This is a genomic window from Pelagibius litoralis (assembly GCF_011683915.1).
GTDB classification, from domain to species: domain Bacteria; phylum Pseudomonadota; class Alphaproteobacteria; order Kiloniellales; family Kiloniellaceae; genus Pelagibius; species Pelagibius litoralis.
Window position 1 is genome coordinate 141,269 of sequence record NZ_JAAQPH010000002.1, and the last position, 25,363, is coordinate 166,631.

Here is a 25,363-nt window from a genome sequence, read left to right on the forward strand (position 1 = left end):
AGATGGCCTCATCAAATGGAAGCAAGCGCAAATCCCGGCTGCGGCGACCACGGTGCGACGGCGGCACAGGAGAGCGGCGAGATGGCGGGTCGGGTCCTGGATCCGGTTTGCGGCATGGCGGTGGACCCCGACAACGCCGCTCACCGCCATGACCATGCGGAGAAGACCTATTTTTTCTGCTGCGCGCGATGCCAGGAGAAGTTCCGCCGCGCGCCTGAGGCCATTCTCTCGGGCAAGGTAGCGGCCAGCAGCGCCGCGGCGGATGCGATTTACATCTGTCCCATGCATCTGGAAATCGAACAGGAAGGCCCGGGCACCTGCCCGATCTGCGGCATGGCGCTGGAGCCCAAGGAGATCAGCCAGGAGGCCGGCCCGAACCCGGAGCTGGAGGACATGACCCGGCGCTTCTGGGGCGCGGCGGTTTTGAGTTTGCCCTTGGTGGTTCTGGTCATGGGGGAGCATCTCTTCGGCTGGGCGATTTTGCCGCCGGCCTGGACGAACTGGGTGCAGCTGGCACTTTCGGCACCGGTGGTTCTCTGGGCCGGCTGGCCGTTTTTCGAGCGCGGTTGGGCCTCGGTCAGAACCCGCAATCTGAACATGTTCACCCTCATTGCCCTGGGGACGTCGGCGGCCTTCCTGTTCAGTCTTGTCGCAACCGTCGCACCAGGCCTGTTTCCCCAGAGTTTTCAGAATACAGACGGTCAGGTCGCGGTCTACTACGAGGCGGCTGCCGTTATCATCACGCTGGTGCTGCTGGGTCAGGTTCTGGAGCTGCGGGCGCGTGAGCGCACCGGCGGTGCTTTACGCGCCCTGTTGGATCTGGCGCCCAAAACCGCCCGCGTTCTGGACGGTGACGGCGGCCATAAGGACCTGCCCGTTGACGCCCTGCAGCCCGGCGATCTGGTTATGGTGCGGCCGGGCGAGAAACTGGCGAGCGACGGCATCGTGGTCGAGGGCGAAAGCGCGGTCGATGAATCGATGCTGACCGGTGAAGCCCGGCCGCAAACCAAACGACCCGGCGATTCGGTTACCGGCGGCACTTTGAACACCAGTGGCAGCCTTGTTTTCAGGGTCGAGCGGGTCGGGCGGGATACGATCCTGGCGCAGATCGTGAAGTTGGTCGGGGAGGCGCAGCGCAGCCGCGCGCCGGCACAGCGTCAGGCGGATAAGGTCGCGGCCTATCTGGTGCCCCTGGTGGTGCTGGTGGCGGTTGTAAGCTTCTTGCTCTGGCTCACGCTGGGTCCACCGCCGGCATTCGCCTACGCCATTGTCGCCGCCGTCTCGGTGCTCATCATCGCCTGTCCCTGCGCGCTCGGTCTCGCCACGCCGATGTCGATCATGGTGGCGGTCGGGCGCGGTGCCGGTCTGGGCGTGCTGGTGAAGGACGCAGCGGCTTTGGAACGTTTGGCGCAGGCCGACACCCTGCTGCTCGATAAAACCGGCACCCTCACCGAAGGCCGCCCGTCGGTGGTCGCGATCAGAAGCGTGGAGCCAGGCACGGAAAACCGCCTGCTGCAGATCGCCGCCAGCCTGGAACACTATAGCGAACACCCTCTGGCGCGTGCCGTTGCCGCCGCGGCGGAGGACAAGGGTCTGACGCTGTTGCCGATCACGGATTTCCGCGCCGTTCCGGGTAAGGGAGTGGAAGCTGCTTTCGGGACGGCAAGCCTGCGGGTCGGCGCGGCGAGCTGGTTTTCGGAACAGGGCATCGATGTTGCCGCGCTCAAGGCGGAAGCCAGTATCTTTGAGACCAAGGGCCAGAGCGTTGTCTGGGTATCGCAGGGCGGGCAGTTGCTCGGGATTGTCGCCATTGCGGATGCATTGAAAGAAACGACGGCGGCGGCGATCGCCGGTCTGCGCCGCGATGGCCTTGGCATTGTGCTGGTGACGGGTGACACGGCGCCGGTGGCCGGGGCCGTGGCCGACGAACTTGGCATCGACCAGGTTTTCGCCGGAACCCTGCCGGGAGACAAAGCCGATCTTGTGAAGGCGCTGCAGGAGCAGGGGCGGGTGGTTGCCATGGCGGGCGACGGTGTGAACGACGGCCCGGCGCTGGCCCAGGCCGATGTCGGCATCGCCATGGGCGGCGGGGCGGACGTGGCTATCGAGGCGGCGGGCATCACTCTGCTGAAGGGCGATCTCGGCCGCTTGCTGGTGGCGCGCAAGCTGAGCCGTGCGACCCTCGGCAACATCCGCCAGAACCTTGTCTTTGCTTTTCTCTACAACGGACTGGGCGTGCCCCTGGCTGCCGGTCTGTTCTATCCCCTGACCGGCTGGCTATTGAGCCCCATGATCGCGGCCGCGGCCATGAGCCTTTCCTCCGTCTCGGTCATCGGCAATGCCCTTAGGTTGCATCGGCAGCGGCTTTAGCGATCCTTGATCTAAACTTTTTCGATCAACGGATCACGACGGATCGACTATAGTGATTGTCCGGGTGGCTGATTGCAGCGGCCTGCGCCAAACAAGGGGCGCCAAACTAGGGGCGGGACTGGTCGGATGCACGGTCTCAAGAACTATAACCTCGTGGTCGAGCCCTGGCCCGGCAACCCGGGACCCTTGGGCCGGCCGATGGGCCGGAGCGGCTATCGCTGGCGGGTCACCTGGGAGCTGGAAGGCGAGTTCTACGCCGAGGGTTTCGAAGACACCCATGCGACGGCCCGGGCGGCGGCGGAAAGCTATCTGCTGCAACAGGGAATAGAGGTCATGTCCATGACCAAGCGGCCGGTCGGGGATCTGCTCTAGGTCTCGGCGAACGCCGGGTTGTTCCGGGGCGTAATTCCAAAGAACCGATACATCAGCAAATACAGTATGATCGGGCTGCAGAATCGGATGGCCGGTCGTATGATCCGGGACGATCCGTAAGGTTTGGGTGCTGACGCGAAGGGTTTTGACTGGTGGAGCAGGTGGCTTTGGAAATACCGGAGGTGCGCATCCTTCGGCCGGTCAAGCATGGCGATCATCGCGGATTCTTCTCCGAAACCTACAACAAGCGTGCCCTGCGCGAAGCCGGGATCGATCTTGATTTCGTCCAGGACAACCAGTCCCTCTCCGCCGAAACCGGAACCGTTCGCGGCCTGCACTTCCAGGTCGCGCCGCACGCCCAGGCCAAGCTGTTGCGTGTGATCCGCGGGGCTGTCTTCGATGTTGCGGTCGACCTGCGCTGGGGCTCGCCCAGTTATGGAAAACATGTCTCTGCGACGGTCTCAGCGGCGGACTGGAACCAGGTTTTCATACCGGCCGGCTTTGCACACGGCTTCTGCACCCTGGAGCCCGCTACTGAGGTTCTCTACAAGGTGACGGACTACTACGCGCCACAGGCAGAGCAGGGGGTACTTTGGAACGATCCCGATCTCGAGATTTCCTGGCCTGTCGGCGATGACGAGGCAATCCTTTCCGAGCGCGATCGAGGATTTCCGCCGCTAAGGGAATTATCAAGGGTTTTCGAATATGAGTGAATGGTTTAGACGACCTTCTTGAGAGTTTCATTGGAGTTTTTGCGGGCCGCCCTGCCGGTTTTTGCGGCCCGTTTCGGAGAGCGCTGAATGAAAATCCTGGTTACCGGCGGCGCCGGCTTTATCGGCTCCGCGGTTATTCGCCAGCTTCTATCGGACGGGACGGCCGAGGTCGTGAACGTCGACAAGCTGACCTATGCGGCAACGCCGGAGGCACTCGAAGACTGGGCCGACGCCGGTGGCTATGCCTTCGAGCAGGTCGATATCTGCGACGCCTCTGCGCTGCAGGCGGTTTTTGCCGCTCATCGCCCGACGGCGGTGATGCATCTGGCGGCGGAATCTCATGTCGATCGTTCGATCGACGACGCCGGGGACTTCATTCAGACCAATGTCGTCGGGACCTATCGTCTTCTGGAAACCGCGACGGCCTTTTGGCGGGAGCTGGAAGGCGAGGATCAGGCACGGTTTCGTTTTCATCACATCTCGACGGACGAGGTTTTCGGTGCGCTGGGTGCGGTGGGGCAGTTTACCGAGGAAACGCCCTATCAGCCGAACTCTCCCTATTCCGCCAGCAAGGCCTCTTCCGATCATCTGGTCCGTGCCTGGAACAAGACCTACGGCCTGCCCGCGGTGACCAGCAACTGCTCCAACAACTACGGGCCTTATCAGTTTCCCGAGAAACTGATCCCCCTGATGATCATCAATGCGCTGAAGGGCAAAGCCCTCCCGGTCTATGGGAAGGGCGAGAACATACGCGACTGGCTGCATGTCGAAGACCACGCCCGCGCGCTGGTGACCGTGTTGACGCAGGGCCGGGTGGGCGAGACCTATAACGTCGGGGGCGACAGCGAGGAACGGAACATCGATGTGGTCGGCATGATCTGCGATCTTCTGGATGAATTGCGTCCGGGCGGCGAGGGCGGCTCCCGGCGCGATCTGATTTCCTTTGTCACCGACCGGCCGGGGCATGACCTGCGCTATGCGGTCGACTCTTCGAAGTTGCGCGGCGAACTCGACTGGCGCCCGCAGGAAAGCTTTGCCAGCGGGCTGCGCAAGACGGTGGACTGGTATCTCGATAACGAGGCCTGGTGGCAGGGCATCCTGGACCGCCGCTATCAGGGCGAGCGCCTGGGGCTGAGCAAGCCCAAGAAGGCGGGATAAGTGCCGGAAGACAAGCGACAAGATAAGATTCTGCTGCTCGGCGGCGGCGGCCAGCTTGGCCGTGAGATCGAGCGGCTTGCCAAGGCGCGCGGCCTGCCCCTGACGTCGGTGACGCGCGAGGCTGTCGACATCACCCATCGCCTTGCGGTGCGCAGTGTCGTCGACCGCGGCTTCTCGCTGGTCGTCAATGCCGCGGCCTATACCGCCGTGGACCGCGCGGAGATGGAAGAGGAGGGGCAGGCCCTGGCTGTGAACCGTGACGGGCCCGGCTTCATCGCCGAGGCCTGCCGCGATGCCGGGGCGGCCCTGGTTCATCTTTCCACCGACTATGTGTTCGACGGCACCAAGGGCGCGCCCTATGTCGAAACCGATCCGGTCACGCCGCTGGGTGTCTATGGCCGCAGCAAGGCGGCCGGCGAAGTATCGGTCCGGCAGGCCTGCGACAGGCACGTGATTTTGCGGACCTCCTGGGTGTTTGGGGCGCAGGGGTCGAACTTCGTGAAGACCATGTTGCGCCTGGGCCGCGAACGCAGGGAGCTTTCCGTGGTCGCCGATCAGTTCGGCTGTCCGACCCCGGCGCTGAGCCTTGCCAGCGCTGTTCTTGCGGTTGGGGCAAGGTTGGCCGAGGCGCCCTGGGGAACCTATCACTGCTGCGGCAGTGAACGGACCACATGGTACGACTTCGCCAGAGCCATCTTTGCCGAGCAGAAGGCTTTGACCGGAGAGGTCGGACCGCTGTTGAAGCCAATAGCCACCGAGGATTATCCGACGGCGGCCCGCCGGCCGCCTGACTCGACCCTCGACTGCCTGGGCTTCCAGGCGCGCTTTCATCAGTCGGCCATCGACTGGCGCCAGGGGTTGCGCGATGTGCTGCGCGAGTTGCAGGGCGGCGAACGTGTCTCATCGGCCGGACGGGCCTAGAAGAAGGCCAGGAAGAGGAAATACGATGAAAGGTCTTATCCTTGCCGGCGGTGCGGGCACGCGGCTTCACCCGGTCACCCTGGCGGTCAGCAAGCAGCTTCTGCCTGTCTACGACAAGCCGATGATCTACTATCCGCTTTCCGTTCTGATGATGGCGGGAATCACCGACATTCTGATCATCACCACGCCGCACGACGCGCCGCTCTTTCATAACCTGCTGGGCGACGGTGGCCAGTGGGGCATCTCCCTCAGCTACGCCGTACAGCCGAAGCCGGAGGGCCTGGCCCAGGCCTTCCTGATTGGGCGGGACTTCATCGGCGCCGACACTTGTTGCCTGATCCTGGGCGACAACATCTTTTACGGACAGGGCCTGCAGGAGATCCTGATGCGGGCCTCTACACTGCGCGAGGGCGCAACCGTTTTCGGCTATCAGGTTTCCGATCCCGAGCGCTACGGCGTCGTCGAATTCGATGCAGCGGGCCAGGCCGTCAGCCTGGAAGAAAAGCCGGCGGAACCGAAGTCGCGTTTCGCGGTCACCGGCCTCTATTTCTATGACGATCAGGTCGCCGACATCGCCGCCGAGCTGGCGCCGTCGCCGCGCGGCGAGTTGGAGATTACCGACCTCAATCGCCGCTACCTCGATGCCGGGCGTTTACAGGTCGAGCGTCTGGGGCGCGGCTATGCCTGGCTGGACACCGGAACCCACGACAGCCTGATCGATGCCGCACAGTTTGTGCAGACCATCGAGCACCGCCAGGGCCTGAAGATCGCCTGCGTCGAGGAAATCGCCTTCCGCAAGGGCTTCATCACCGCCGAAGCCCTGATGAAACTGGCCGAGCCCCTGCGCAAAAACGATTACGGCGAGTACCTGCTGCGCATCGCCGAAGGGCAGGGCTGATGCGCGTCTTGGTTTTGCACTAAGATTGAAATTTATCTTCAGGCAGGGCAGGCTTCCGGTTTGGGAGCCCAGTCATGCCGCGCGTTACTTTCACGGCGAACCTGCAGCGTCATCTTGACTGCCCGACCCTGGAGGTTGGCGGCAATCGGGTCGGGGAGGTTCTTGCCGCCGTTTTCGACCAGCGCCCTCAACTGCGGTCTTATATCGTCGATGACCAGGGCCGGCTGCGGCGCCATGTGAATGTCTTCGTCAATAATGTCATGATCGCGGACCGCGCCGGGCTCAGCGATCCCATTGCGAACGATGATGAAGTGTTTGTCTTTCAGGCGCTTTCCGGGGGATAGAGAGGAGCTGCGATGACAGAGGATCTGCTTGTGGCGACCCGCAAGGGTCTCTTTGCTGTGGACAGCGCTGGCGCTGAAGGCGCGCCGCGCTGCCTTGGTTTTCTGGGCGACCCGGTGAGCGCGGTCCTTCACGACCGCCGCGACGGCACCCTCTATGCCGCCCTCAACCTTGGTCATTTCGGCTCCAAGCTGCACCGCTCCGAGGACTTTGGTGCGACCTGGAAGGAGCTGCCTCTGCCGGCCTTTGCACAGGCCGCACCCGGGAATGGGGCGGATGCCCCCAGCGTCACTTTCATATGGACGCTTGAACCCGGGGGTGATGATCAGGCGGGCCGCCTTTGGGCCGGCACGCTGCCCGGCGCGCTCTTCCGCTCCGACGATCGCGGCGAGACCTGGCAGCTGGTGGAGGCGCTGTGGAACCAGCCCTCACGCAGCGACTGGTTCGGCGGCGGCTATGATGAACCGGGCATTCATTCCATTGTCGTTGACCCGCGCGACAGCCGGCGGTTGACGGTCGGTATTTCCTGCGGCGGGGTCTGGCTCAGCGAAGATGATGGGGCGACCTGGCAGATCGGCGGCAAGGGTCTGGCGGCGGACTACATGCCGCCGGATCGCAGAGACGATCCGAGCATCCAGGACCCGCATCGCTTGGCTTTCTGCGCCGCAGCGCCGGAAACACTATGGTGTCAGCATCATTGCGGCATTTTCCGTTCCGACGACGGCGGGCGGACTTTCGTTTCCATCGATAACGTTCGTCCGTCGGGTTTCGGTTTCGCGGTGGCTGCGCACCCGGCCGATCCGAAGACCGCCTGGTTCGTTCCTGCGGTGAAGGACGAGTGCCGCGTGCCTGTTGATGGGTGTTTCGTGGTGACCCGCACCCGCGACGGCGGCGACTCTTTTGAGACCCTGACTCGTGGTTTACCGGAGACGACGGCCTTCGATCTCGTTTATCGGCATGCTTTCAGCGTTGACGACAGGGGAGAGCGCCTGGCGATGGGATCGACCACCGGTGCGCTTTGGCTCGGGCGCGACGGCGGCGAGAGTTGGTCATTGCTGTCCGGGCATCTGCCGCCGATCAACCAGGTGGTTTTCTGTACCGCCTGAGCAGCGCGGTTTCATCAGGGCCACTTGATCCAGGAGGCGAATCGCGTTTCGCTGTATCCGCTGCCGCATCATCTGAAGGGATGGCTCCGTGAGCGAAGAGAAGAAGCCGATCTACTACGCCGATTATCTTCAGCTCGACCGGCTGCTTTCGGCCCAGGCGCCGGAGAGCGAGCGGCTTGGCCGGCCGGCGCATGACGAGCTCCTTTTCATCATCGTTCACCAGGCCTACGAGCTGTGGTTCAAGCAGATCCTGCACGAACTGGCCCTGGTCGACGGTATCTTTGCCAACGCCAATGTCGACGACCGCGATATCGGCCGTGCCGTTGCGGCCCTGCAGCGGATCGAGCGCATCCTGAAGCTGGTCATCGGCCAGCTTGATGTGCTGGAGACGATGACGCCGCAGGACTTTCTGGAATTCCGGGACCTGTTGTTTCCGTCCTCCGGCTTCCAGTCGCTGCAGTTCCGCCTTATCGAAATCGGGCTCGGTCTGCGGCGCGGCGACCGGGTTACGCCGGACGACAAGCCCTATGACAGCCGCCTGAACGAAACCGACCGGGCGCGGGTCCAGGCGGCTGAAGCTGTGCCGAGCCTGAGCGACCGGATCGAGGTCTGGCTGGGCCGTACCCCCTTCGTCGAGATCGGCGGCTACCGCTTTCAGGAAAGTTACCGCGCCGCCGTCACCGATATGCTGGCGCGCGACGCGGCGATCCTGCGCGACAACCCCACGATCGGGGCGATGGAGCGCGAAGCCGGACTGGCGGGGCTGGAGGCGGCACAGGAGCGCTTTGAGGCGATCTACGACGAGGCGCGCCATGCCGCCCTTGTGGAGCAGGGGGCCTGGCGGTTTTCCCTGGGCGCCCTGCAGGCGGCCCTCTTCGTTACCCTTTATCGCGACGAACCTGTTCTGCAGCTTCCCTTCCGGCTGTTGAGCCTGCTCATGGATATCGACGAGACCATGACCGCCTGGCGTTACCGCCATGCCCTGATGGCGCAGCGCATGATCGGCAGGAAGCTTGGAACCGGCGGTTCCTCCGGGCACGACTATCTGAGCGAGGCGGCAAAACGCTACCGCGTGTTCGGCGATCTTTTCGCCCTCTCGACATTCCTGATACCGCGTTCGGCGCTGCCGCCGCTGCCCGACGAGCTACGCCGTGCCATGGGCTATGGCTACGCGGCGCCGAAGGACTGACCGCCGGTGACAAATCACAAAGCCCACTTCAGCCGATCCCTGCAGGCGGCGCCCGGGCGGCTCCACTTTGCGGCGCACAGTCACCATCTCTGGCCTGACGTCACCTTCGACGCCCAGGCCGCCTGCTGGGAGGACGCGGCGCGGCTGGCGGATCGCAAGTGGGAACGGGTTTTCGGCGAAGTGATGCCGCAGACCCAACAGGCCATCGCCCGGGTGCTGGGGCTGTCATCGCCGGATACAATCGCCTTTGCCCCCAATACCCACGAGTTGCTCTGTCGCCTGCTGTCATGCCTGCCGGTTGATCGAGCGCCGCGGATACTTTGCAGCGACAGCGAGTTTTACAGCTTTACCCGGCAGGTGGCGCGGCTGGAGGAAGAAGGATTGGCCGACGTCACACGGGTGCCGGTCGAACCTTTTACCGACTTTGCTTCGCGCTTTGCGGCGGCGGCCGAAAAAGGCACCTACGACCTGATCTTCGTCAGTCAGGTGTTCTTCAATTCAGGTTTTGCGATTGCCGCCCTCGAGGATCTGGTGCGGTCCCTGCCGGATGACGAGACCTTTATCGTTGTCGACGGCTATCACGGTTTCCTGGCGCGCCCGACCGATCTCGGGCCTGTCGAGGGTCGTATTTTCTACCTCTCCGGCGGCTACAAATATGCCATGGCGGGAGAGGGTGTGTGCTTCCTCCACGCGCCCGACGGATACGGCCCGCGTCCGCGCAATACCGGATGGTATGCGGCTTTCGGGGCTTTGGAACAGATGGCCGGGGAGGGTGTGGCCTATGCTGCTGACGGCCGGCGTTTTCTCGGCGCCACCTTCGATCCCGTCGGGATCTATCGTCTGCGGGCGGTTCTTTCGCTGCTGGACGATCTCGGCCTTGGGGCCGGCGAGATTCATGCCCACGCGCTGGCGCTGCAGTGTCGGTTTATCGAAGGGTTGGAGCGTCTGTCACCAGCTGTGTTGCCGCTTGGCAGCCTGTTGCTCGACCCGCGCGATGTTTCCTGCGGACAGTTTCTCACCTTCGATCTGGCGGCAGAGCAGGCAGCGGCGTTGCAGGCGCGTCTGATGGCGGCCGAGGTGATCACCGATCATCGTGGATCGCGCCTGCGCTTTGGGTTCGGGATCTATCAGGATGAGACGGATGTGGCGCAGCTGCTCGATCGCATCGCTGCGCTCTGATGCCCGGGCTGTTTCTGCTGGGCCCATTTCTACCCCGGCCAATTCTGTTCGTAGGGTTCTTCGCCGTCCAGGGGCAGGATGCAGGTGAGCCGCTTGGCCCGCTCCTCGGCGAGCTTCCGGTCCGCAAAGGTTTCCTTGCAGATTGTGATCCCGATCAGCCCCGAGGGGCTGCCGGCCTCTGAAAAGAGCGGCAACAGCATGCGTTCGCCGTAGCCCGGTTGGTTCCATTCATGATAAAGGCGGCCGATGACCAAGCAGATGGCGGGCTGTTCCACACAGGCGAGGAAATAACGCCGGACCCGTTCCAGCGCTTCCGGCGCGATGGTATCCACAAGGTCCCGGCCGACCAGCGACTGGTCGTAGCGCGCGCGGATATGTTCGCCTTCCAGGCGGTAGCGTAGCTGCTTGCTCTCCGGCTCGAAGTCCATCAGCCAGAGGTCGGGGAGGAGGGCGGGAAAGTTTTCCGGCCTCATCTCGTCGCGCCGCGGCGGTTGGGTTGTGCTGCCCGCCGCGGTCCAGGTTTCAAGCAGTTGGGCCGCCTCGGCGCTGGCTAGGTAGTTTTTTGCTCTGTCGGCGGCTTCACGCCACCTGGGCAAGGTCGACATGGCTTGCGGCGCTCAATTCTGGCTGCTTCGGGGACCCTCATGCGGCGAATCGAAAAGGCCGTTCTCTATACCACAATATGCAGTGCTTACGGATGGGTCCTGTGGCTCACGGAGGGACCCTGGGCCGTACGGCCCTCATCAACATGGAAAAAGGGACGCAGCTATGAAACTGCGTCCCTTTTTCGTCTTATTGGCTCCGCGGGCAGGACTCGAACCTGCGACAAGGTGGTTAACAGCCACCTGCTCTACCAACTGAGCTACCGCGGATCAGGATTTGCTCGTCTAGCAGGTCTCCCTGCGTCGGCGAAGCGCGGTTATATCAAAACACTGACGCGGCTGCAAAGATTTTGCAGCATTTCTTTGGTGCTTTCCTTAGGCCCCGGCGACCACCGCCAGGACGCACTCGGCGACGGACAGATAAGACGAATTCGGCATATGGAACCAGCGCAGGAAGTCCGCCGTGGTCATATCACCGGACAGCCAGCGCTCCAGAAACATCTGACTGACCGGGTGAAGCCGGTCGGGCAGGCAGGTGAGGATATCGCTTCTGATCGCTTGCTCTCCCCTTGCTGTACCAACCGCGAAAAGCGCTGTCCGCCGGGAACCGGGCCCCTTGGCAGAGCGATATAGTGTACGGATATCCTTAGCCATCTGTTAATGAAAACCAGATGTTCGTGTTTTGTTCTTGCTGTGACAGCACAAGCCGGATAGTCTCCCCATTCCTACGGCGGGGCAGATCGGCAGGCCCGGCGGTTGAAGACTTCAAAAGGAGGAGCAGGGCATGGCCAGTTTCGATATGAACGAGATCGAGCCGTCACTTTGGGAACGCCTGGCGACGGGCCTGGCGGCTTTTGGCACCTTCGCATTCTTCTTCAGTGCTGTCGGCTATGGCTGGTACAGCCTCTTGCTCGCCATGGCGCAGTAGCGCGGACCGGGAATCGGCCGGACGCCCCTCGGCTGATTCCAGACAAGGTAAGGGGCTTTTCGGCAGTAAGCCGGGCGCCCTGACCTGAGGCCGGCTGGCGTTGGGGTTTGGGAAGGCGCGAGACGCTTGGAGGCCCGGGCCGGAATCGAACCGGCGTGCAAGGATTTGCAATCCTCTGGATAACCACTCTCCCACCGGGCCATGGCAAGCGGGCAGAAGCTATACTGCCGGCCCCGGGCTTGGTCAAGCTGGCAGCCACCGCCGGTGCGGCAGTCTTTTGCGCGCGCCGGCCGGGTCGGGTTTCTAAGCTGGCGCGGCTTTCTGATCCGTTGTTTTCTTTGACCTTCGCGCCTATAAACCCATCTCATAGGGTGGACGTCGGGTCCATGGCTTGAGCGTAGAACTCCGGCATGGATAGAACCAAGGCATAGCCCCGGTAAAGCCAGGGGCATAGCCAGGCGCATAGAAGGTGACATGGTTGATTTTGCAGCTGCCCGCCTGAATATGGTTGAAAGCCAGATCCGCACCAACAAGGTGACGGATACGCGTGTCATAGAAGCCTTTGAGGCGATGCCGCGCGAGCGGTTCGTGGGCGATGCCATGCGCGGTATCGCTTATGTCGACGAGGATCTGGAAGTTTCTCCGGGTCGTTATCTTATGGAGCCCATGGTGCTGGCCCGCCTGCTGCAGGCCGTCGCGCCCGGGCCCGGTGATATGGTGCTGGATATCGGTTGTGCGACCGGTTACTCGACAGCGGTGCTGGCCGGTTTGGCCGAGACGGTTGTCGGTCTGGATCACGACCGCGCCATGGTCGATCAGGCCAACCACACGCTCAACGCCCTGGATATGGACAACGCAGTGATCGTCGAAGGGCCGTTGGAAAACGGTTATGCCAAGCAGGCGCCCTACAACGTAATCCTGCTTCAGGGGGCGGTGAGCGAGGTGCCGGCGGCGCTCAAGGGACAGTTGGCCGAGGGTGGCCGCCTGGCGGCGGTTGTCGTCGATGAATCGGGGATTGGTCGGGCAACCCTGGTTCAGCGGTCCGGCGAGGTCTATTCGGCGCGTGTTTTGTTCGATGCGGCGGTACCGCTCTTGCCGGGTTTCGAGCGAGAAGCAGGTTTCGTCTTTTAGCTTGTCCGTGCCGCCTGTCCGGCGGCCGAGCCGTTGGTGAAGCGTTCCGCCCGCGATAAAGGGCGTGAGCTGACTGTCTGGGGGGCGCAGGGTGGCCTTCGGAATTTGGTGTCTTCGATGCAATCTTGATGGGCGCTTCGATGCCGCGCCCCGCGAAAAAAGCAGGGAGAGAATCTCGCATGAGATCAGTGACCGTTGCCTGGCGTAGTGAGCTTCAGGCAGGAAAGCGCCGCATGACTCCCAACCCGACCGTTGGCCTTGCTGTGGCCGCGGCCATGCTGGCGGGCCTGGCGTTCCCGCTGAATGTCGCCCAGGCACAGACCTTGGACGAAGCGCTGGTCCAGGCGTACCAGTCCAATCCGACCCTGAGCGCGGCACGCGCCGAACTCCGGTCGATCAATGAACGGGTACCCCAGGCGCTGTCGAATTGGCGTCCCTTTCTGGAAGCCCAGGGCAGTGCGGGACAGGCGACCGACAGTTTCGAGCAGCCGACCGAAAGGGATGGTGTGGGCCGCAGTCCGGTGACCGGTGATCTGACACTTACCCAGCCGCTCTATCGCGGCGGGCGTACCGTTGCCGGAACCGACCGGGCCGAGAACGAAGTCCTCGCTCAGCGCGCTAATCTGGCCGACACGGAGCAGTCCGTGTTGTTCGATGCCGTCTCGGCCTTTGCCGATGTCTGGCGCGATCAGTCGGTGCTGGAACTGAACCTGAACAATGAGCAGGTTCTGGCACGCCAGCTGGAGGCAACGCAGGATCGCTTCGAGGTGGGTGAGGTGACCCGCACCGACGTGGCCCAGTCGGAAAGCCGGCTTTCCACGGCAACCGCCGATCGGATCCAGTCGCAGGGCAATCTGACATCCAGCCGGGCGACTTTCGAGAACGTTGTCGGTGTTTTGCCGCAGATCCTGGACCAACCGACTCGGCCCGGAAGCCTGCCGGCCGATCAGGAATCGGTCATTTCCGACGCGGAAGTCGCCAACCCGGCCGTTCTGGCCTCTCAATTCACCGAACTGGCCGCTCTGCGCAACGTCCGTGAGGTAGAGGGCGAGCTTCTGCCGGAGGTGAACCTTCAGGGTCAGCTCAGCTACCAGCACGAAGGCTCTACCCGGGCCAGCGAAAGCCGCAGCGCCGAGGTGCTGGCTTTGGTGCGGGTCCCGCTCTATCAGCAGGGCTCGGTATCCAGCCGGGTGCGGGAATCCAAGCAGGTGGCCAGTCAGCGCCGCTTGCAGGTTCGCGAAGCGCTGCGTCAGGCGCGTGAAGATGCGATTTCGGCCTGGGAAAGCCTGGAAACGGCCCGCGCCCAGATCGAGGCTTTTCAGCAGTCCGTGCGGGCCAACGAGATCGCCCTGGAAGGCGTACGCCAGGAAAATGCCGTGGGCGCACGTACGGTTCTGGATGTTCTGGACGCCGAGCAGGAGCTTTTGGATGCCCAGGTCAATCTGGTCGGTGCCCAGCGCGATGAGGTTGTGGCCAGTTATCAGGTTCTGACGGCAGTTGGACGGCTGACGGCGGCTGATCTTGGCCTGACGGCGGAAATCTACGACCCTGAGACAGACTATCGCGAGGTCAGGGACACTTGGTTCGGCCTCACGGCCCCCGGTGCTGCTGAGGGCGTTACCGAATAATCCGTCTTTTGGTTAACAGAAAATTTCCGCTTTCCCCCTATGCAGTGTTACAAGATCGTTCTGTTAATAAGACTTTCTGGGCCTTAGGGGGCTTGGTGACATAAGCATGCCGGAAGAACAAAACGAACCGACAATGGAGGAAATTCTCGCCTCCATCCGGCGAATTATATCTGAGGACGAGCCGGACGAAGAGACGGCAGCCAAAGATAAAGCCGAGGCTGAGCCCGCCACCGACAGCCAAGCGGCGGCGAAACCGGACGCCCCGGCTCCGGCGCCTGAGCCTGCGGCTGACCCGGAGCCCGCACCCGAGCCACAGGCGGAAGCTGCGCCGGCAGCGGCGGAAGCCGAATCGGCGCCCGAACCGGCGCCGGCGGCGGGGCCTCCGCCCCAGGGTGCCGACAACATTCTCGATCTCACCAAAATGGTCAAAGAAGACGGCAGTGTTGTCGATCTGGAGCAGGAAGCTTCAGAGCCTGAAGCGGCGGCTGAGCCGGAGCCAGAAGCCGAAGCGGCAGCCGAACCGGAACCTGAGGCCGAGCCGGAGCCTGAAGCGGTAGCGGAGCCGGAACCCGAGCCAGAGCCCGAAGCCACGGCTGAGCCGGAACCTGAAGCGGCAGCCGAGCCGGAGCCTCAGCCTGAGCCCGAAGCTGCGGCTGAGCCAGAAGCAGAACCTGAGCCTGAACCCGAGGCGGAAGCCGAACCTGAGCCCGAAGCCGAACCGGAATCCGAGGTCGCTGCGGCGGCTGAGGAGCCGGGAACCGAATTGGCCCCCGCCGGCCAGGACAGCGAGATTGTCTCCGCTGTCACGGCGGCGGCGGCAACGGCGTCTCTTGCCGCGGTCACCAAGGCGGCCATGGCCAACCAGCAGCCGGACGGCATTGCCATCGGCGGCGGCAGGACCCTTGAGGAACTGGTTCGCCAGTCATTGGTGCCCGAGCTGAAAGGCTGGCTGGACGATAATCTCCCCGATCTGGTAGAACGGATCGTTCGTGAGGAGATCAAGAAGATGGTACGACGCGCCGAGGATCAGTAGGCCCGGGCCGCCGCATAGGCTGCCCACCGGATGGTGCCTGCTGTATGGCGCTTAGCCTTACCATCTGATATCCACATCCCGACATTTCATCGCGGCGTGCTGTTGAGCGCGCCTTGCGACACATCAAGAGGATGGCCAGCAATGCTGGATAAGACATATCGGCCGCAGGAGGTCGAGGATCGTCAATATGCGCGGTGGGAGGAGGCCAAAGCCTTCGCCGCGCAGTTCGACGAGACCAAGAAGCCTTTCACCATCATGATTCCGCCGCCCAATGTAACGGGCAGCCTGCACATCGGCCACGCGCTGAACAACACCATCCAGGACATTCTGGTGCGCTATCAGCGGATGCAGGGGCGCGATGTGCTCTGGCAGCCGGGGACCGATCATGCCGGCATTGCCACCCAGATGGTGGTGGAACGCCAGCTTGGCGCCAAAGGGATCGAACTCGACCGGGGCATGCCCCTGGCACCCGGCAATTCTCAGCAGATCGGCCGTGAGGAGTTCATCAAGCGGGTCTGGGAGTGGCGCGAGGAATCCGGCGGCATCATCCTGAAGCAGCTGCGGCGCCTGGGTGCCTCCTGCGACTGGTCGCGTGAACGCTTCACCATGGATGAAGGCCTATCCGAGGCGGTGCTGAAGGTCTTCGTAACCCTCTATCGGAAGAAATTGATCTACCGCGACAAGCGGCTGGTCAACTGGGACCCGCGCTTCCACACCGCGATTTCCGACCTGGAGGTGGAGCAGAAGGAAATCAACGGTCATCTCTGGCACTTCAAGTATCCGATCGAGGGCGAGGAAGGCCGCTTCATCACCGTGGCGACGACCCGGCCGGAGACCATGCTGGGCGATACCGCCGTGGCGGTCCATCCGGAGGACGAGCGCTACAGGGATCTGGTCGGCAAACATGCGATCCTGCCGCTGGTCGGCCGACGCATCGTCATCGTGGCCGACGACTATGCCGATCCGGAGCAGGGTTCCGGTGCGGTGAAGATCACGCCGGCGCACGACTTCAACGACTTCGAGGTGGGCAAGCGCCACGGCCTTGAGATGATCAATGTCTTCGACCGTGATGCGCATCTGAGCGATTCCGTGCCGGAGGCTTATCGCGGTCTTGAGCGCTTCGAGGCGCGCAGGCGCATCGTCGCCGACATGGAGGCCGAGGGCCTTCTGGAGAAGATCGACGATCACCGCCATACGGTGCCGCACGGCGACCGCTCCGGCGTGCCGATTGAGCCTTACCTGACCGACCAGTGGTATGTCGACGCGGCAACGCTCGCCAAGCCGGCGATCGAGGCGGTGGAAAGCGGCCGCACGGTCTTCGTGCCCAAGCAGTGGGAGCGGACCTACTACGAGTGGATGCGCAACATTCAGCCCTGGTGCATCTCGCGCCAGCTCTGGTGGGGTCATCAGATCCCGGCCTGGTATGGGCCGGATGGAGAGGTTTTCGTCGCTCATGACGAAGGCGAGGCGGCCAAGGCGGCGGAGGCCCACTATGGCAAGCCGGTGGACCTCACCCGCGACACCGATGTTCTGGATACCTGGTTTTCCTCGGCGCTCTGGCCTTTTTCGACCCTCGGCTGGCCGGAGAATACCAAGGCCCTGAAGCGCTATTATCCCGGCGACGTGCTGGTCACCAGCTTCGACATCATCTTCTTCTGGGTGGCCCGGATGATGATGAGCGGGCTGGAGTTCATGGACGGGGAGGTGCCTTTCCACACCGTCTACATTCACGCCCTGGTCCGCGACGAAAAGGGCCAGAAGATGTCGAAGTCCAAGGGCAATGTCGTCGACCCGCTGGAACTGATCGACAAGTTCGGCGCCGATGCCGTGCGCTTCACGCTGACCGCCCTGGCCGCTCAGGGCCGGGACATCAAGCTGGCGGAGAGCCGGATTGAGGGTTACCGCAACTTCTGCACCAAGATCTGGAACGCGGCGCGCTTCTGCGAGATGAACGACTGCGCCTATGGTGCGGATTTCGATCCGGCTGACAACCGGCAACGCGTCAATCGCTGGATCGTCAGCCAGGCGGCGCAGGTCGAGCCGAAAGTGCGCCAGGCGATTGAGAGCTACCGTTTCAATGAGGCGGCGCAGGCGATCTATCAGTTCGTCTGGCACACCTACTGCGACTGGTATCTGGAATTCGCCAAACCGTTGTTCCAGGGCGACGACGAGGCGGCGAAGGCGGAGACCCGCGCGACCGCGCTCTGGGTGCTGCACAAGGCGCTCTTCCTGGCCCATCCCATCATGCCTTTCCTGACAGAGGAGCTTTGGCTGCAGACGGGTAACGGCGAGAAAGAGCTGATGACCACCGCGGCCTGGCCCGGTTTCCCGGAAGCTCTGGTGGATGCGGAGGCGGATGCCGCGCTGAACTGGGTGGTGCGCATGATCGGTCAGATCCGCGCGGTCCGTTCGGAAATGAACGTGCCGCCGGGCGCGCGCATCGCGCTTATCGTCAACGAGGCCTCGGATATCTCCAAGGCCCGGGTCGGCGACCATCAGGCGCTTATTCAGACCCTGGCGCGGGTGGAGACGATCGCCTTCGATCAGCCGGTGCCGGACGGGTCGGTTCAGGATGTGCTGGAGGAGGCGACCCTGGTGCTGCCGCTGGCGGATGTTATCGACATCGGTCAGGAACAGGCCCGCCTGAAGAAGGAGATGGATAAGCTGAAGGGCGAGATCGGCAAGCTCGACAAGAAGCTCTCCAACGACCAGTTCCTGGCCAAAGCGCCGGCGGAAGTGGTGGCGGAGCAGCGCGAACGCCTTGCCGACAGCCAGCAGACCATGGACAAGCTGCAGACGGCTCTGGAACGCCTTGGCGGTGTCTAGGTGAGATGGAAAGATCAAAAAAATTATTCATAGTCAATGACCTGAAGAGTTTTTTTGATGGAATTTGGGAGCTTTCCCGGCAAGTGGAAGACCGCCTCCGGAACGAGACCGGGGAGCTTCTGGGCGAGGGTCGCTTTGTCGCGCGGGACCAGGGACTGGACTACAACGAGGAGGGCATGCTGACCCTCGGCGCCCATCGGGGCGCGACCCATCAGGCCTACCGCTATGATTTTCCGGTGCCGGGGCGGGCGACGGTGCACTTTACCGATGGGCGATTCTTCCACGACCTGAACCTGGCCGACGGAATATGGACCTGTAAGCATCGTTGTGGTGAAGACGACTACGGCGGTGAATTCAGGGCGCTGGGGGCGAATGCCTGGCGCGTCGTCTGGTGTGTGAAGGGGCCGCGCAAAGACCTGCTGCTCGACAGCCTCTATCGCCGGAGAGCGTAAGAGAGGCTTGGCGGGCAGCGGTTGCAGAGGGTATAGCAGTCAGTAACAGGGCATGAGAGTTACACGAGGAACGAAAGGGAGCGGCACAGATGACGGCTTTGCAATTGAAACAGGGAACACTGGTATCGGCGCTTTGGCCGAGCCATGGGAAGTTGGGCGAGATGAACGGACTTCTGCGGTCCAGCTTGCTCGCAGTTGTCGGTTCCCTGCTGCTTTGGGCCTGCGCCAAGATCCAGGTGCCGTTCTATCCCGTGCCCCTGACCATGACGACCTTCGGCGTCCTGGCCATCGGCATGGCCTACGGCTGGCGGCTCGGCGCCGTCACCGTGCTGCTCTATCTGGCCCAAGGGGCCATGGGTCTGCCGGTCTTCGCCGGAACGCCGGAAAAGGGTATTGGCCTGCTCTACATGGCTGGCCCGACCGGCGGCTACCTGCTGGGTTACGTTCTGGCGGCGGCGGCCTGCGGCGGCTTGGCCGAGCGCGGTTGGGACCGCAACGTCTTCACGGCCGGCCTTGCCATGCTGATCGCCAGCGTCCTCATGTATTTGCCGGGACTGTTCTGGCTCGGCGTGCTGTTCGGTTGGGACAAGCCGATTTTGGCCTGGGGCCTGATCCCCTTCATTCCCGGCGATCTGCTGAAGATGGCGCTGGTTGCGGCCAGCCTGCCGGTGGCCTGGAAGCTGCTGGCCAAATTCCGCTAGCGGGCATCGCCTGTTTTCGTTTCCGGAGGGGTCGGCGGTCGCCGGCCCCTTCGCGCATGGCCGCATGCATAATTCGCGGTGGTGACGGGGCAGACCGCCCGCTATCCTCTGCCAAAATAGACAAACACAGAACGCGATCAGTGAGGGAGCCCTAAGGTCATGCCGCTCGATTCCAAGCCCAATCCGAATTTCGACAAGTCGAAACTGCCCAGCCGTTATGTCTCGGTCGGGCCGGAGAGCGCACCCCATCGCTCCTACTACTACGCCATGGGCATGACCGATGAAGAGATCGCCCAGCCTTTCGTCGGGGTGGCGACCTGCTGGAACGAAGCGGCGCCCTGCAACATCTCTCTGTCGCGCCAGGCCCAGGCGGTAAAGCTCGGGGTCAAAGCCGCCGCCGGCACCCCCCGCGAATTCTGCACCATCACCGTCACCGACGGCATCGCGATGGGCCACCAGGGCATGAAGTCGTCACTGGTGAGCCGCGATCTGATTGCCGATTCCGTCGAGTTGACCATGCGCGGCCATTGCTACGACGCCCTCGTTGGCCTGGCCGGCTGCGACAAGTCGCTGCCCGGCATGATGATGGCCATGGTGCGCTTGAATGTGCCCTCGGTCTTCATGTACGGCGGGTCGATCCTGCCGGGCCGCCACAAAGGCAAGGACATCACGGTGCAGGACGTCTTCGAGGCGGTGGGCGCGCACTCGGCCGGCAACATGTCGGATGAGGAACTGCACCAGATTGAATGCGTGGCCTGCCCCTCGGCCGGGTCCTGTGGCGGCCAGTTCACCGCCAACACCATGGCCTGTGTCTCCGAGGCCCTGGGCCTCGCCGTGCCGGGCTCAGCCGGTGCTCCGGCGCCCTATGAATCCCGCGACGCCTATGCCGAGGCCTCGGGCCAGGCGGTGATGCATGCCCTGGCCCAGGGTATCCGCCCGCGCGACCTCGTTACCCGCCAGTCGCTGGAGAACGCGGCGCGGGTGGTGGCCTGTTCCGGCGGCTCGACCAATGCCGGGCTGCACCTGCCGGCCATCGCCCATGAGGCGGGGATCGACTTTGACCTGCAGGAAGTGGCCGAGATTTTCCGCTCGACGCCCTATATCGCCGACCTGAAGCCCGGTGGCCGCTATGTGGCCAAGGATCTCTACGAGATCGGTGGCGTGCAGGTGATCATGCGGGCGCTGCTCGACGGTGGATTCCTGCATGGCGACTGCCCGACCGTCACCGGCAAGACCCTGGCGGAGACCCTGGAAGGCGTCACCCTGCCCGAAGACCAGGACATCGTGCGGTCCTGCAGCAATCCCATCACGCCGACCGGCGGTGTGGTCGGCCTGCGCGGCAACCTGGCGCCGGAAGGGGCCATCGTGAAGGTGGCCGGCATGACGAACCAGAAGTTCACCGGCCCGGCGCGGGTTTTCGAATGCGAAGAAGACTGCTTCAAGGCGGTCGAGAACCGCGAATACGAAGAAGGCGAAGTGCTGGTCATCCGTTACGAGGGCCCCAAGGGCGGCCCCGGCATGCGGGAGATGCTGTCGACCACGGCGGCGCTCTACGGCCAGGGCATGGGCGACAAGGTGGCGCTGATCACCGACGGGCGTTTCTCAGGCGCGACACGCGGGTTCTGTATCGGCCATGTGGGCCCGGAAGCGGCTGTCGGAGGCCCCATCGGCCTGCTGGAAAACGGCGACATGATCACCATCGATGCCGAGGCCGGCACCCTCGATGTGGCCCTTTCCGACGAGGACCTGGAGGCCCGTAAGGCCAAGTGGCAGCCGCGCGAACACGATTATCAGTCCGGGGCGATCTGGCGCTATGCAGCCACCGTCGGCCCGGCTTACAAGGGGGCGGTGACCCACCCCGGCGCCCAGGCGGAGAAACACGTCTACGCCGACATCTGACGGTCGCGGGGCACCATGGCGCGCATCGCGGTCGGCGGGTTTCAGCACGAGACCAATACCTTCGCCCCCTCCAAGGCGACCTATGACGATTTCCTGCGGCCCGGCGCCTGGCCGGGCTTGACGCGGGGCGAGGGACTGTTCGAGGCGGTGGCCGGCATCAATATCGGCATCGCCGGTTTTGTCGAGGCGGCGCAGGCGCAAGGCCACACGCTGGTGCCGCTCGCCTGGACCCAGGCGACCCCCTCGGCCCATGTGACCGAGGACGCTTACGAGCGCGTCGTCGGACAGATCGTCGAAGACCTGGAGAAGCTTGAAGACCTCGATGGCCTCTATCTCGATCTGCACGGCGCGATGGTGGCCGAGCATGTCGACGACGGCGAGGGCGAGATGCTCAGGCGTATCCGCGCGGCCGTCGGCCTCGGTCTGCCGATCGTCGTCAGTCTCGATCTTCATGCCAATGTGACGGCGGAGATGGTCGAGCATGCCGACTGCCTGGAGATTTACCGCACCTATCCGCATGTCGACATGGCGGCGACCGGCAAGCGCTCGGCGGCGCAGCTCGATGCCTTGATCGACGGCGGGGGCGGGCGCCACAAGGCCTTCCGCCAACTGCCCTTCATGATCCCGCTGACCAGCGGCTGCACGCTGCACGGTCCCGCGCAGGCGGTTTATGCCGAGGTCCGGCGTCTTGCCAAGGCGCCGGGGGTGAGCGCAATTTCTTTTGCCTGCGGCTTCTGCCCGGCAGACTTTCCGGATGCCGGCGCGTCGCTTGTGGCCTACGGCGATACGCAGGCGGCAGCCGATGCCGCCGCCGAGGCGCTCTATGACGCGGCGCTGGGCCGTGAAGAGGCCTTTGCCCTTGTGGCTCTGCCCGCCGACGAGGCAGTGCGCGAAGCCATGCGGCTTGCCGCCGGGGCCAACAAGCCGGTGGTGCTGGCCGACGCCCAGGACAATGCCGGCGGCGGCGCCAATTCCGATACCACCGGTTTGCTGCGGGCGCTTCTGGCGCAGCGGGCCGAAGGAGCGGTCGTTGCCAATCTCTATGACCCGGCAGCGGCGGAGGCGGCCCATGCGGCGGGTGAGGGGGCGACGGTTTCGCTCACCCTCGGCGGCCATTCCGGCGTTCCCGGCGATGCGCCCCTGCAGGCCGACTTCAAGGTGCTGCGCCTGGGCGACGGGCGGGTGACAGGCACTGGCCCGTTTTACAAAGGCGCCCATATGCAGCTTGGCCGAACCGCCCTGTTGGAACTGGACGGGGTCAAGGTGGCGATAGCCTCCAGCAAGATCCAGCTCGCCGATCAGGCGATGCTGCGGCACCTCGGCGTCGAACCCGCGCAGCAGAAAATTCTCGCCCTGAAGTCCTCGGTTCACTTCCGGGCCGATTTCCAGCCGATTGCCGAGGAGATTCTGGTGGTTGCCTCTCCGGGGCCCGTGGTTCTCGACAACCGGGAGTTACCTTTCCAACGGTTGCGCCCAGGGCTCCGGATCATGCCTCTGGGCGAGGTTTTTCAACCGTAAGACCGCAAATCCGTCGACCAAGTCATTGATCAGGCAATTATATCTAGAAATTCCATTGAGGTGGAGTCTTCGCCAGTTGTTAACCCCCAGGGCGTCATAGTGGTGCTTGATTGAGTTGGCGAGGCGCGCATTCAGACCGCGCCCGCTGCAGCAACCCCGGCGAGTGGTGCCATGGCAGATATTCGGTTGGTGGAACAGCAGGTTGCCCTGATGCAGCCGGCAAAGATCCACACGACGGACAGTATTGTGGACTGCGAGGTCCTGATGTTGTCGCGCAGCAAGGCGCGGGTGCGCCTGCTGGGGGCAGTCCCGGAGACAGGGGATCTGTTTCTCGCGGTTCGTGGATTTGGCCAGCTGGCCTGCCGCCTGGAACGGATCGATAGCGACTGTGCCGACCTGGCACTCTGCGGCGATGCGGAAAGCCAGGACGCGGTTTTTCAGGATATCCTGGATCGTTTCGGCGATGAGGAAGGAAGGCGGCGTTTCCTGCGGCGCTCGGTTCTCTGGCCCGGCACTCTTTCCGCCGGTGGCAACAAGCTGAACTGCACCATATTGAACATGTCCCTCGGCGGCGCGAAGGTTGCCGTGAGCGAAGAATGCGGGCTGAGCGGCGCGGTCACGCTGCAGGGCGACCGTTTCGAAGGACTGCAGGCAACCATTGTCTGGAAAAGCGGCCGGCTGCTTGGGCTTCAGTTCAAGGAAGAGCCGGCACAGGTCGGGCTGGTCCTGGGCGAGCTCCTGCCGGCCATCAAAGCTTCCGCCTAAGGCACTTAACGCGTCTTAGCCCCAAGAGCTCAGCCCCAGGGGCCGCCTTTGTCGCGGCCACCGCTTTCGCCCGCCTGCCAGCCGACCCCGCGCCGCAGTGTGACGCCGCCCGGCGGATCGCCCAGGCCGAACAGCGGCACGGCCTTGTAGCGGAACAGCGGGATCAGAACGGTCCCGGCGATAAAGCCGCCGATATGGGCCCACCACCCGACATTGCTGTCGCCCTGCCCGCCGGCCAGGGCGAAGAACTGAAAGCCGAACCAGAACAGCAGCAACAGCCAGGCCGGCAGGTAGAGCGGGATGAAGACCACCGGCACCAGGACCTTGGCCCGGGGGTGCAGGATGAGATAAGCCCCCAGAACCCCGGAGATGGCGCCGCTGGCCCCGATCAGCGGCGACGTTGAGCCAGGATCGACGAGTATCTGTGCAAGCCCCGCCACGGCCCCGCAGGCGAGATAGAAAACCAGGAAGCGGAGGTGGCCCATGGCGTCTTCCACGTTGTCGCCGAAGACCCAGAGATAGAGCATGTTGCCGAAGAGATGCATGAAGTCGCCATGCAGGAACTGGTAGGTCAGGAAGGTGGCCAGCGGGTCGATCAGGAATAGGTCGTCGGCAAGCTGGGCTTGGCCGGTCAAGGTGGCCGGGATGACCCCCAGGCCGTAGACTAGGCTTAGAAACCCGTCGTCGCCCGCGAGAACCTGACCCAGGAAGCAGATTGAGGTGACCAGAACCAGGGCCCAGGCCGTCCAGGGCTGGGCAATCAGGTAGCGCGGCGTGTTGTCGTGCAGGGGGATGAAGGGCAAAGTCTCGTCGCCTCCCGCAGGGCCGTTCAGGCGGCGTCGCTGAGGCGGCAGATGACGGGCGTGTGGTCCGAGGCTTTGGTCTGGCCGCGCGGGCCGCGGTCGATCTCGCAACTCTCCAGCCGGTCGGCGGCTTGCGGCGACAACAGGAAGTGGTCGATGCGCAGGCCGTGATCGTTCTGCCAGGCGCCGCCCTGGTAATCCCAGAAGCTGTAGAGATGCGGCTCGTCGTGCAACGCCCGAAAGGCTTCGGTGTAGCCTTGGTTCAGCAAGGCGCGGAAGCGCTGACGGCTCTCCGGCTGGGTGAGGGCGTCGCCGGCGAAAGCCCTGACGTCGTACACGTCCTCATCCTGCGGGATGACGTTGTAGTCGCCGCCGAGAACCACGGGCTCCTCGCTTTCAAGAAGCTGATGGGCATGGGCCTGCAGGCGGTCCATCCAGGCGAGCTTGTAGGTGAACTTGTCGGTGTTTATCGGATTGCCGTTGGGCAGATAGATGGAGGCGATGCGCAGGCCGAAGGTTGTAACCTCCAGATAGCGGGCCTGTTCGTCGGCGGCGTCGCCGGGCAGGCCGGCCATGACGTCTTCCAGGGGCGCCTTCGAAAGCACCGCCACGCCGTTATAGCTCTTCTGGCCGTGGACCGCGCAGTGGTAGCCGAGCGCTTCTATTTCCAGCCGCGGAAAGTTCTCGTCCACGGTTTTCAGCTCCTGAAACAGAGCGACGTCGGGGCTGGCACTTTCCAGCCAAGCCAGCACATTTGGTAGCCGTGCTTTGATGGAATTGACATTCCAGCTTGCGATGGTGGTCATGGCTGAATTCCGGGCGAGCGCCC

Annotated in this window: 24 protein-coding genes and 2 tRNA genes; 20 read left to right on the forward strand and 6 right to left on the reverse strand. The window is 63.6% G+C overall.

Annotation, left to right across the window (positions count from 1 at the left end; translation table 11 throughout):
• The first annotated feature begins 15 nt into the window (after positions 1-15).
• The 10 genes from HBA54_RS02780 to HBA54_RS02825 all read left to right on the forward strand — a co-directional run bounded on the left by HBA54_RS02780 (position 16) and on the right by HBA54_RS02825 (position 10,248).
• Positions 16-2,370 (forward strand): heavy metal translocating P-type ATPase, encoded by a 2,355-nt coding sequence (locus HBA54_RS02780; protein WP_167221143.1) that lies wholly within the window; start codon positions 16-18, stop codon positions 2,368-2,370.
• A gap of 126 nt (positions 2,371-2,496) precedes the next feature.
• Positions 2,497-2,742: a hypothetical protein gene (locus HBA54_RS02785; RefSeq protein WP_167221145.1), complete on the forward strand. Its 246-nt coding sequence runs from the start codon at positions 2,497-2,499 to the stop codon at positions 2,740-2,742.
• 161 nt (positions 2,743-2,903) lie between these two features.
• The gene (gene rfbC, locus HBA54_RS02790; protein ID WP_437126168.1) at positions 2,904-3,455 is read left to right on the forward strand and encodes a dTDP-4-dehydrorhamnose 3,5-epimerase; all 552 of its coding nucleotides are present in this window, start codon (positions 2,904-2,906) and stop codon (positions 3,453-3,455) included.
• Between the two features lie 87 nt (positions 3,456-3,542).
• Positions 3,543-4,613 carry a dTDP-glucose 4,6-dehydratase gene (gene rfbB / locus HBA54_RS02795; RefSeq protein ID WP_167221148.1) on the forward strand — a complete coding sequence of 357 codons (1,071 nt, stop codon included), beginning with the start codon at positions 3,543-3,545 and terminating at the stop codon, positions 4,611-4,613.
• Positions 4,614-5,534, forward strand: coding sequence for a dTDP-4-dehydrorhamnose reductase (rfbD, locus tag HBA54_RS02800; RefSeq protein ID WP_167221150.1), 921 nt, complete (start codon positions 4,614-4,616; stop codon positions 5,532-5,534). It begins immediately after the preceding gene.
• Positions 5,535-5,559: 25 nt separating this feature from the next.
• On the forward strand, positions 5,560-6,432 hold the full coding sequence (gene rfbA, locus HBA54_RS02805; RefSeq protein ID WP_167221152.1) for a glucose-1-phosphate thymidylyltransferase RfbA: 873 nt from the start codon (positions 5,560-5,562) through the stop codon (positions 6,430-6,432).
• 74 nt (positions 6,433-6,506) lie between these two features.
• Positions 6,507-6,776 (forward strand): MoaD/ThiS family protein, encoded by a 270-nt coding sequence (locus tag HBA54_RS02810; protein WP_167221154.1) that lies wholly within the window; start codon positions 6,507-6,509, stop codon positions 6,774-6,776.
• A gap of 12 nt (positions 6,777-6,788) precedes the next feature.
• Entirely contained in the window at positions 6,789-7,880 is a 1,092-nt protein-coding gene (locus tag HBA54_RS02815) for a WD40/YVTN/BNR-like repeat-containing protein (RefSeq protein WP_167221156.1), read from the forward strand.
• 88 nt (positions 7,881-7,968) lie between these two features.
• Positions 7,969-9,069 (forward strand): tryptophan 2,3-dioxygenase family protein, encoded by a 1,101-nt coding sequence (locus HBA54_RS02820; protein WP_167221158.1) that lies wholly within the window; start codon positions 7,969-7,971, stop codon positions 9,067-9,069.
• A 6-nt stretch (positions 9,070-9,075) separates the two neighbouring features.
• A complete protein-coding gene (locus HBA54_RS02825; RefSeq protein ID WP_167221160.1) occupies positions 9,076-10,248 on the forward strand; it encodes an aminotransferase class V-fold PLP-dependent enzyme in 1,173 nt (390 codons plus the stop codon).
• Between the two features lie 29 nt (positions 10,249-10,277).
• Here the strand turns inward: HBA54_RS02825 and HBA54_RS02830 are convergent, their stop codons facing one another.
• The 3 genes from HBA54_RS02830 to HBA54_RS02840 all read right to left on the reverse strand — a co-directional run bounded on the left by HBA54_RS02830 (position 10,278) and on the right by HBA54_RS02840 (position 11,504).
• On the reverse strand, positions 10,278-10,853 hold the full coding sequence (locus HBA54_RS02830; protein WP_167221162.1) for a PAS domain-containing protein: 576 nt from the start codon (positions 10,851-10,853) through the stop codon (positions 10,278-10,280).
• A 191-nt stretch (positions 10,854-11,044) separates the two neighbouring features.
• Positions 11,045-11,120 (reverse strand) — tRNA-Asn (locus tag HBA54_RS02835).
• Positions 11,121-11,225: 105 nt separating this feature from the next.
• Positions 11,226-11,504 (reverse strand): hypothetical protein, encoded by a 279-nt coding sequence (locus HBA54_RS02840; protein ID WP_167221164.1) that lies wholly within the window; start codon positions 11,502-11,504, stop codon positions 11,226-11,228.
• Between the two features lie 130 nt (positions 11,505-11,634).
• Here HBA54_RS02840 and HBA54_RS02845 point away from each other — a divergent pair, with 130 nt between their 5' ends.
• Positions 11,635-11,778 carry a hypothetical protein gene (locus HBA54_RS02845; RefSeq protein WP_167221166.1) on the forward strand — a complete coding sequence of 48 codons (144 nt, stop codon included), beginning with the start codon at positions 11,635-11,637 and terminating at the stop codon, positions 11,776-11,778.
• Between the two features lie 127 nt (positions 11,779-11,905).
• Here the strand turns inward: HBA54_RS02845 and HBA54_RS02850 are convergent.
• Positions 11,906-11,979: transfer RNA gene (locus HBA54_RS02850), tRNA-Cys, on the reverse strand.
• Between the two features lie 273 nt (positions 11,980-12,252).
• Here HBA54_RS02850 and HBA54_RS02855 point away from each other — a divergent pair.
• The 9 genes from HBA54_RS02855 to HBA54_RS02895 all read left to right on the forward strand — a co-directional run bounded on the left by HBA54_RS02855 (position 12,253) and on the right by HBA54_RS02895 (position 23,731).
• The gene (locus HBA54_RS02855) at positions 12,253-12,909 is read left to right on the forward strand and encodes a protein-L-isoaspartate O-methyltransferase family protein (RefSeq protein ID WP_167221168.1); all 657 of its coding nucleotides are present in this window, start codon (positions 12,253-12,255) and stop codon (positions 12,907-12,909) included.
• A 179-nt stretch (positions 12,910-13,088) separates the two neighbouring features.
• Entirely contained in the window at positions 13,089-14,537 is a 1,449-nt protein-coding gene (locus HBA54_RS02860; RefSeq protein ID WP_240932475.1) for a TolC family outer membrane protein, read from the forward strand.
• Between the two features lie 106 nt (positions 14,538-14,643).
• Positions 14,644-15,570 carry a DUF2497 domain-containing protein gene (locus tag HBA54_RS02865; protein ID WP_167221170.1) on the forward strand — a complete coding sequence of 309 codons (927 nt, stop codon included), beginning with the start codon at positions 14,644-14,646 and terminating at the stop codon, positions 15,568-15,570.
• Positions 15,571-15,711: 141 nt separating this feature from the next.
• Positions 15,712-18,396, forward strand: coding sequence for a valine--tRNA ligase (locus HBA54_RS02870; RefSeq protein WP_167221172.1), 2,685 nt, complete (start codon positions 15,712-15,714; stop codon positions 18,394-18,396).
• 5 nt (positions 18,397-18,401) lie between these two features.
• A complete protein-coding gene (locus tag HBA54_RS02875) occupies positions 18,402-18,848 on the forward strand; it encodes a DUF6314 family protein (protein ID WP_240932476.1) in 447 nt (148 codons plus the stop codon).
• An 89-nt stretch (positions 18,849-18,937) separates the two neighbouring features.
• A complete protein-coding gene (locus HBA54_RS02880; RefSeq protein WP_205944377.1) occupies positions 18,938-19,549 on the forward strand; it encodes a biotin transporter BioY in 612 nt (203 codons plus the stop codon).
• Between the two features lie 159 nt (positions 19,550-19,708).
• Positions 19,709-21,448 (forward strand): dihydroxy-acid dehydratase, encoded by a 1,740-nt coding sequence (ilvD, locus tag HBA54_RS02885; protein WP_167221176.1) that lies wholly within the window; start codon positions 19,709-19,711, stop codon positions 21,446-21,448.
• A gap of 15 nt (positions 21,449-21,463) precedes the next feature.
• Positions 21,464-22,966 carry a M81 family metallopeptidase gene (locus HBA54_RS02890; protein ID WP_167221178.1) on the forward strand — a complete coding sequence of 501 codons (1,503 nt, stop codon included), beginning with the start codon at positions 21,464-21,466 and terminating at the stop codon, positions 22,964-22,966.
• Positions 22,967-23,137: 171 nt separating this feature from the next.
• Entirely contained in the window at positions 23,138-23,731 is a 594-nt protein-coding gene (locus HBA54_RS02895; protein ID WP_167221180.1) for a PilZ domain-containing protein, read from the forward strand.
• A 29-nt stretch (positions 23,732-23,760) separates the two neighbouring features.
• On the opposite strand, the gene HBA54_RS02900 is transcribed toward HBA54_RS02895, so the two are convergent.
• Complete coding sequence (locus HBA54_RS02900) at positions 23,761-24,534, reverse strand: rhomboid family intramembrane serine protease (RefSeq protein ID WP_167221182.1); 774 nt, start codon at positions 24,532-24,534, stop codon at positions 23,761-23,763.
• A 26-nt stretch (positions 24,535-24,560) separates the two neighbouring features.
• Positions 24,561-25,340: an exodeoxyribonuclease III gene (gene xth / locus HBA54_RS02905; protein WP_167221184.1), complete on the reverse strand. Its 780-nt coding sequence runs from the start codon at positions 25,338-25,340 to the stop codon at positions 24,561-24,563.
• Positions 25,341-25,363 lie beyond the last annotated feature (23 nt).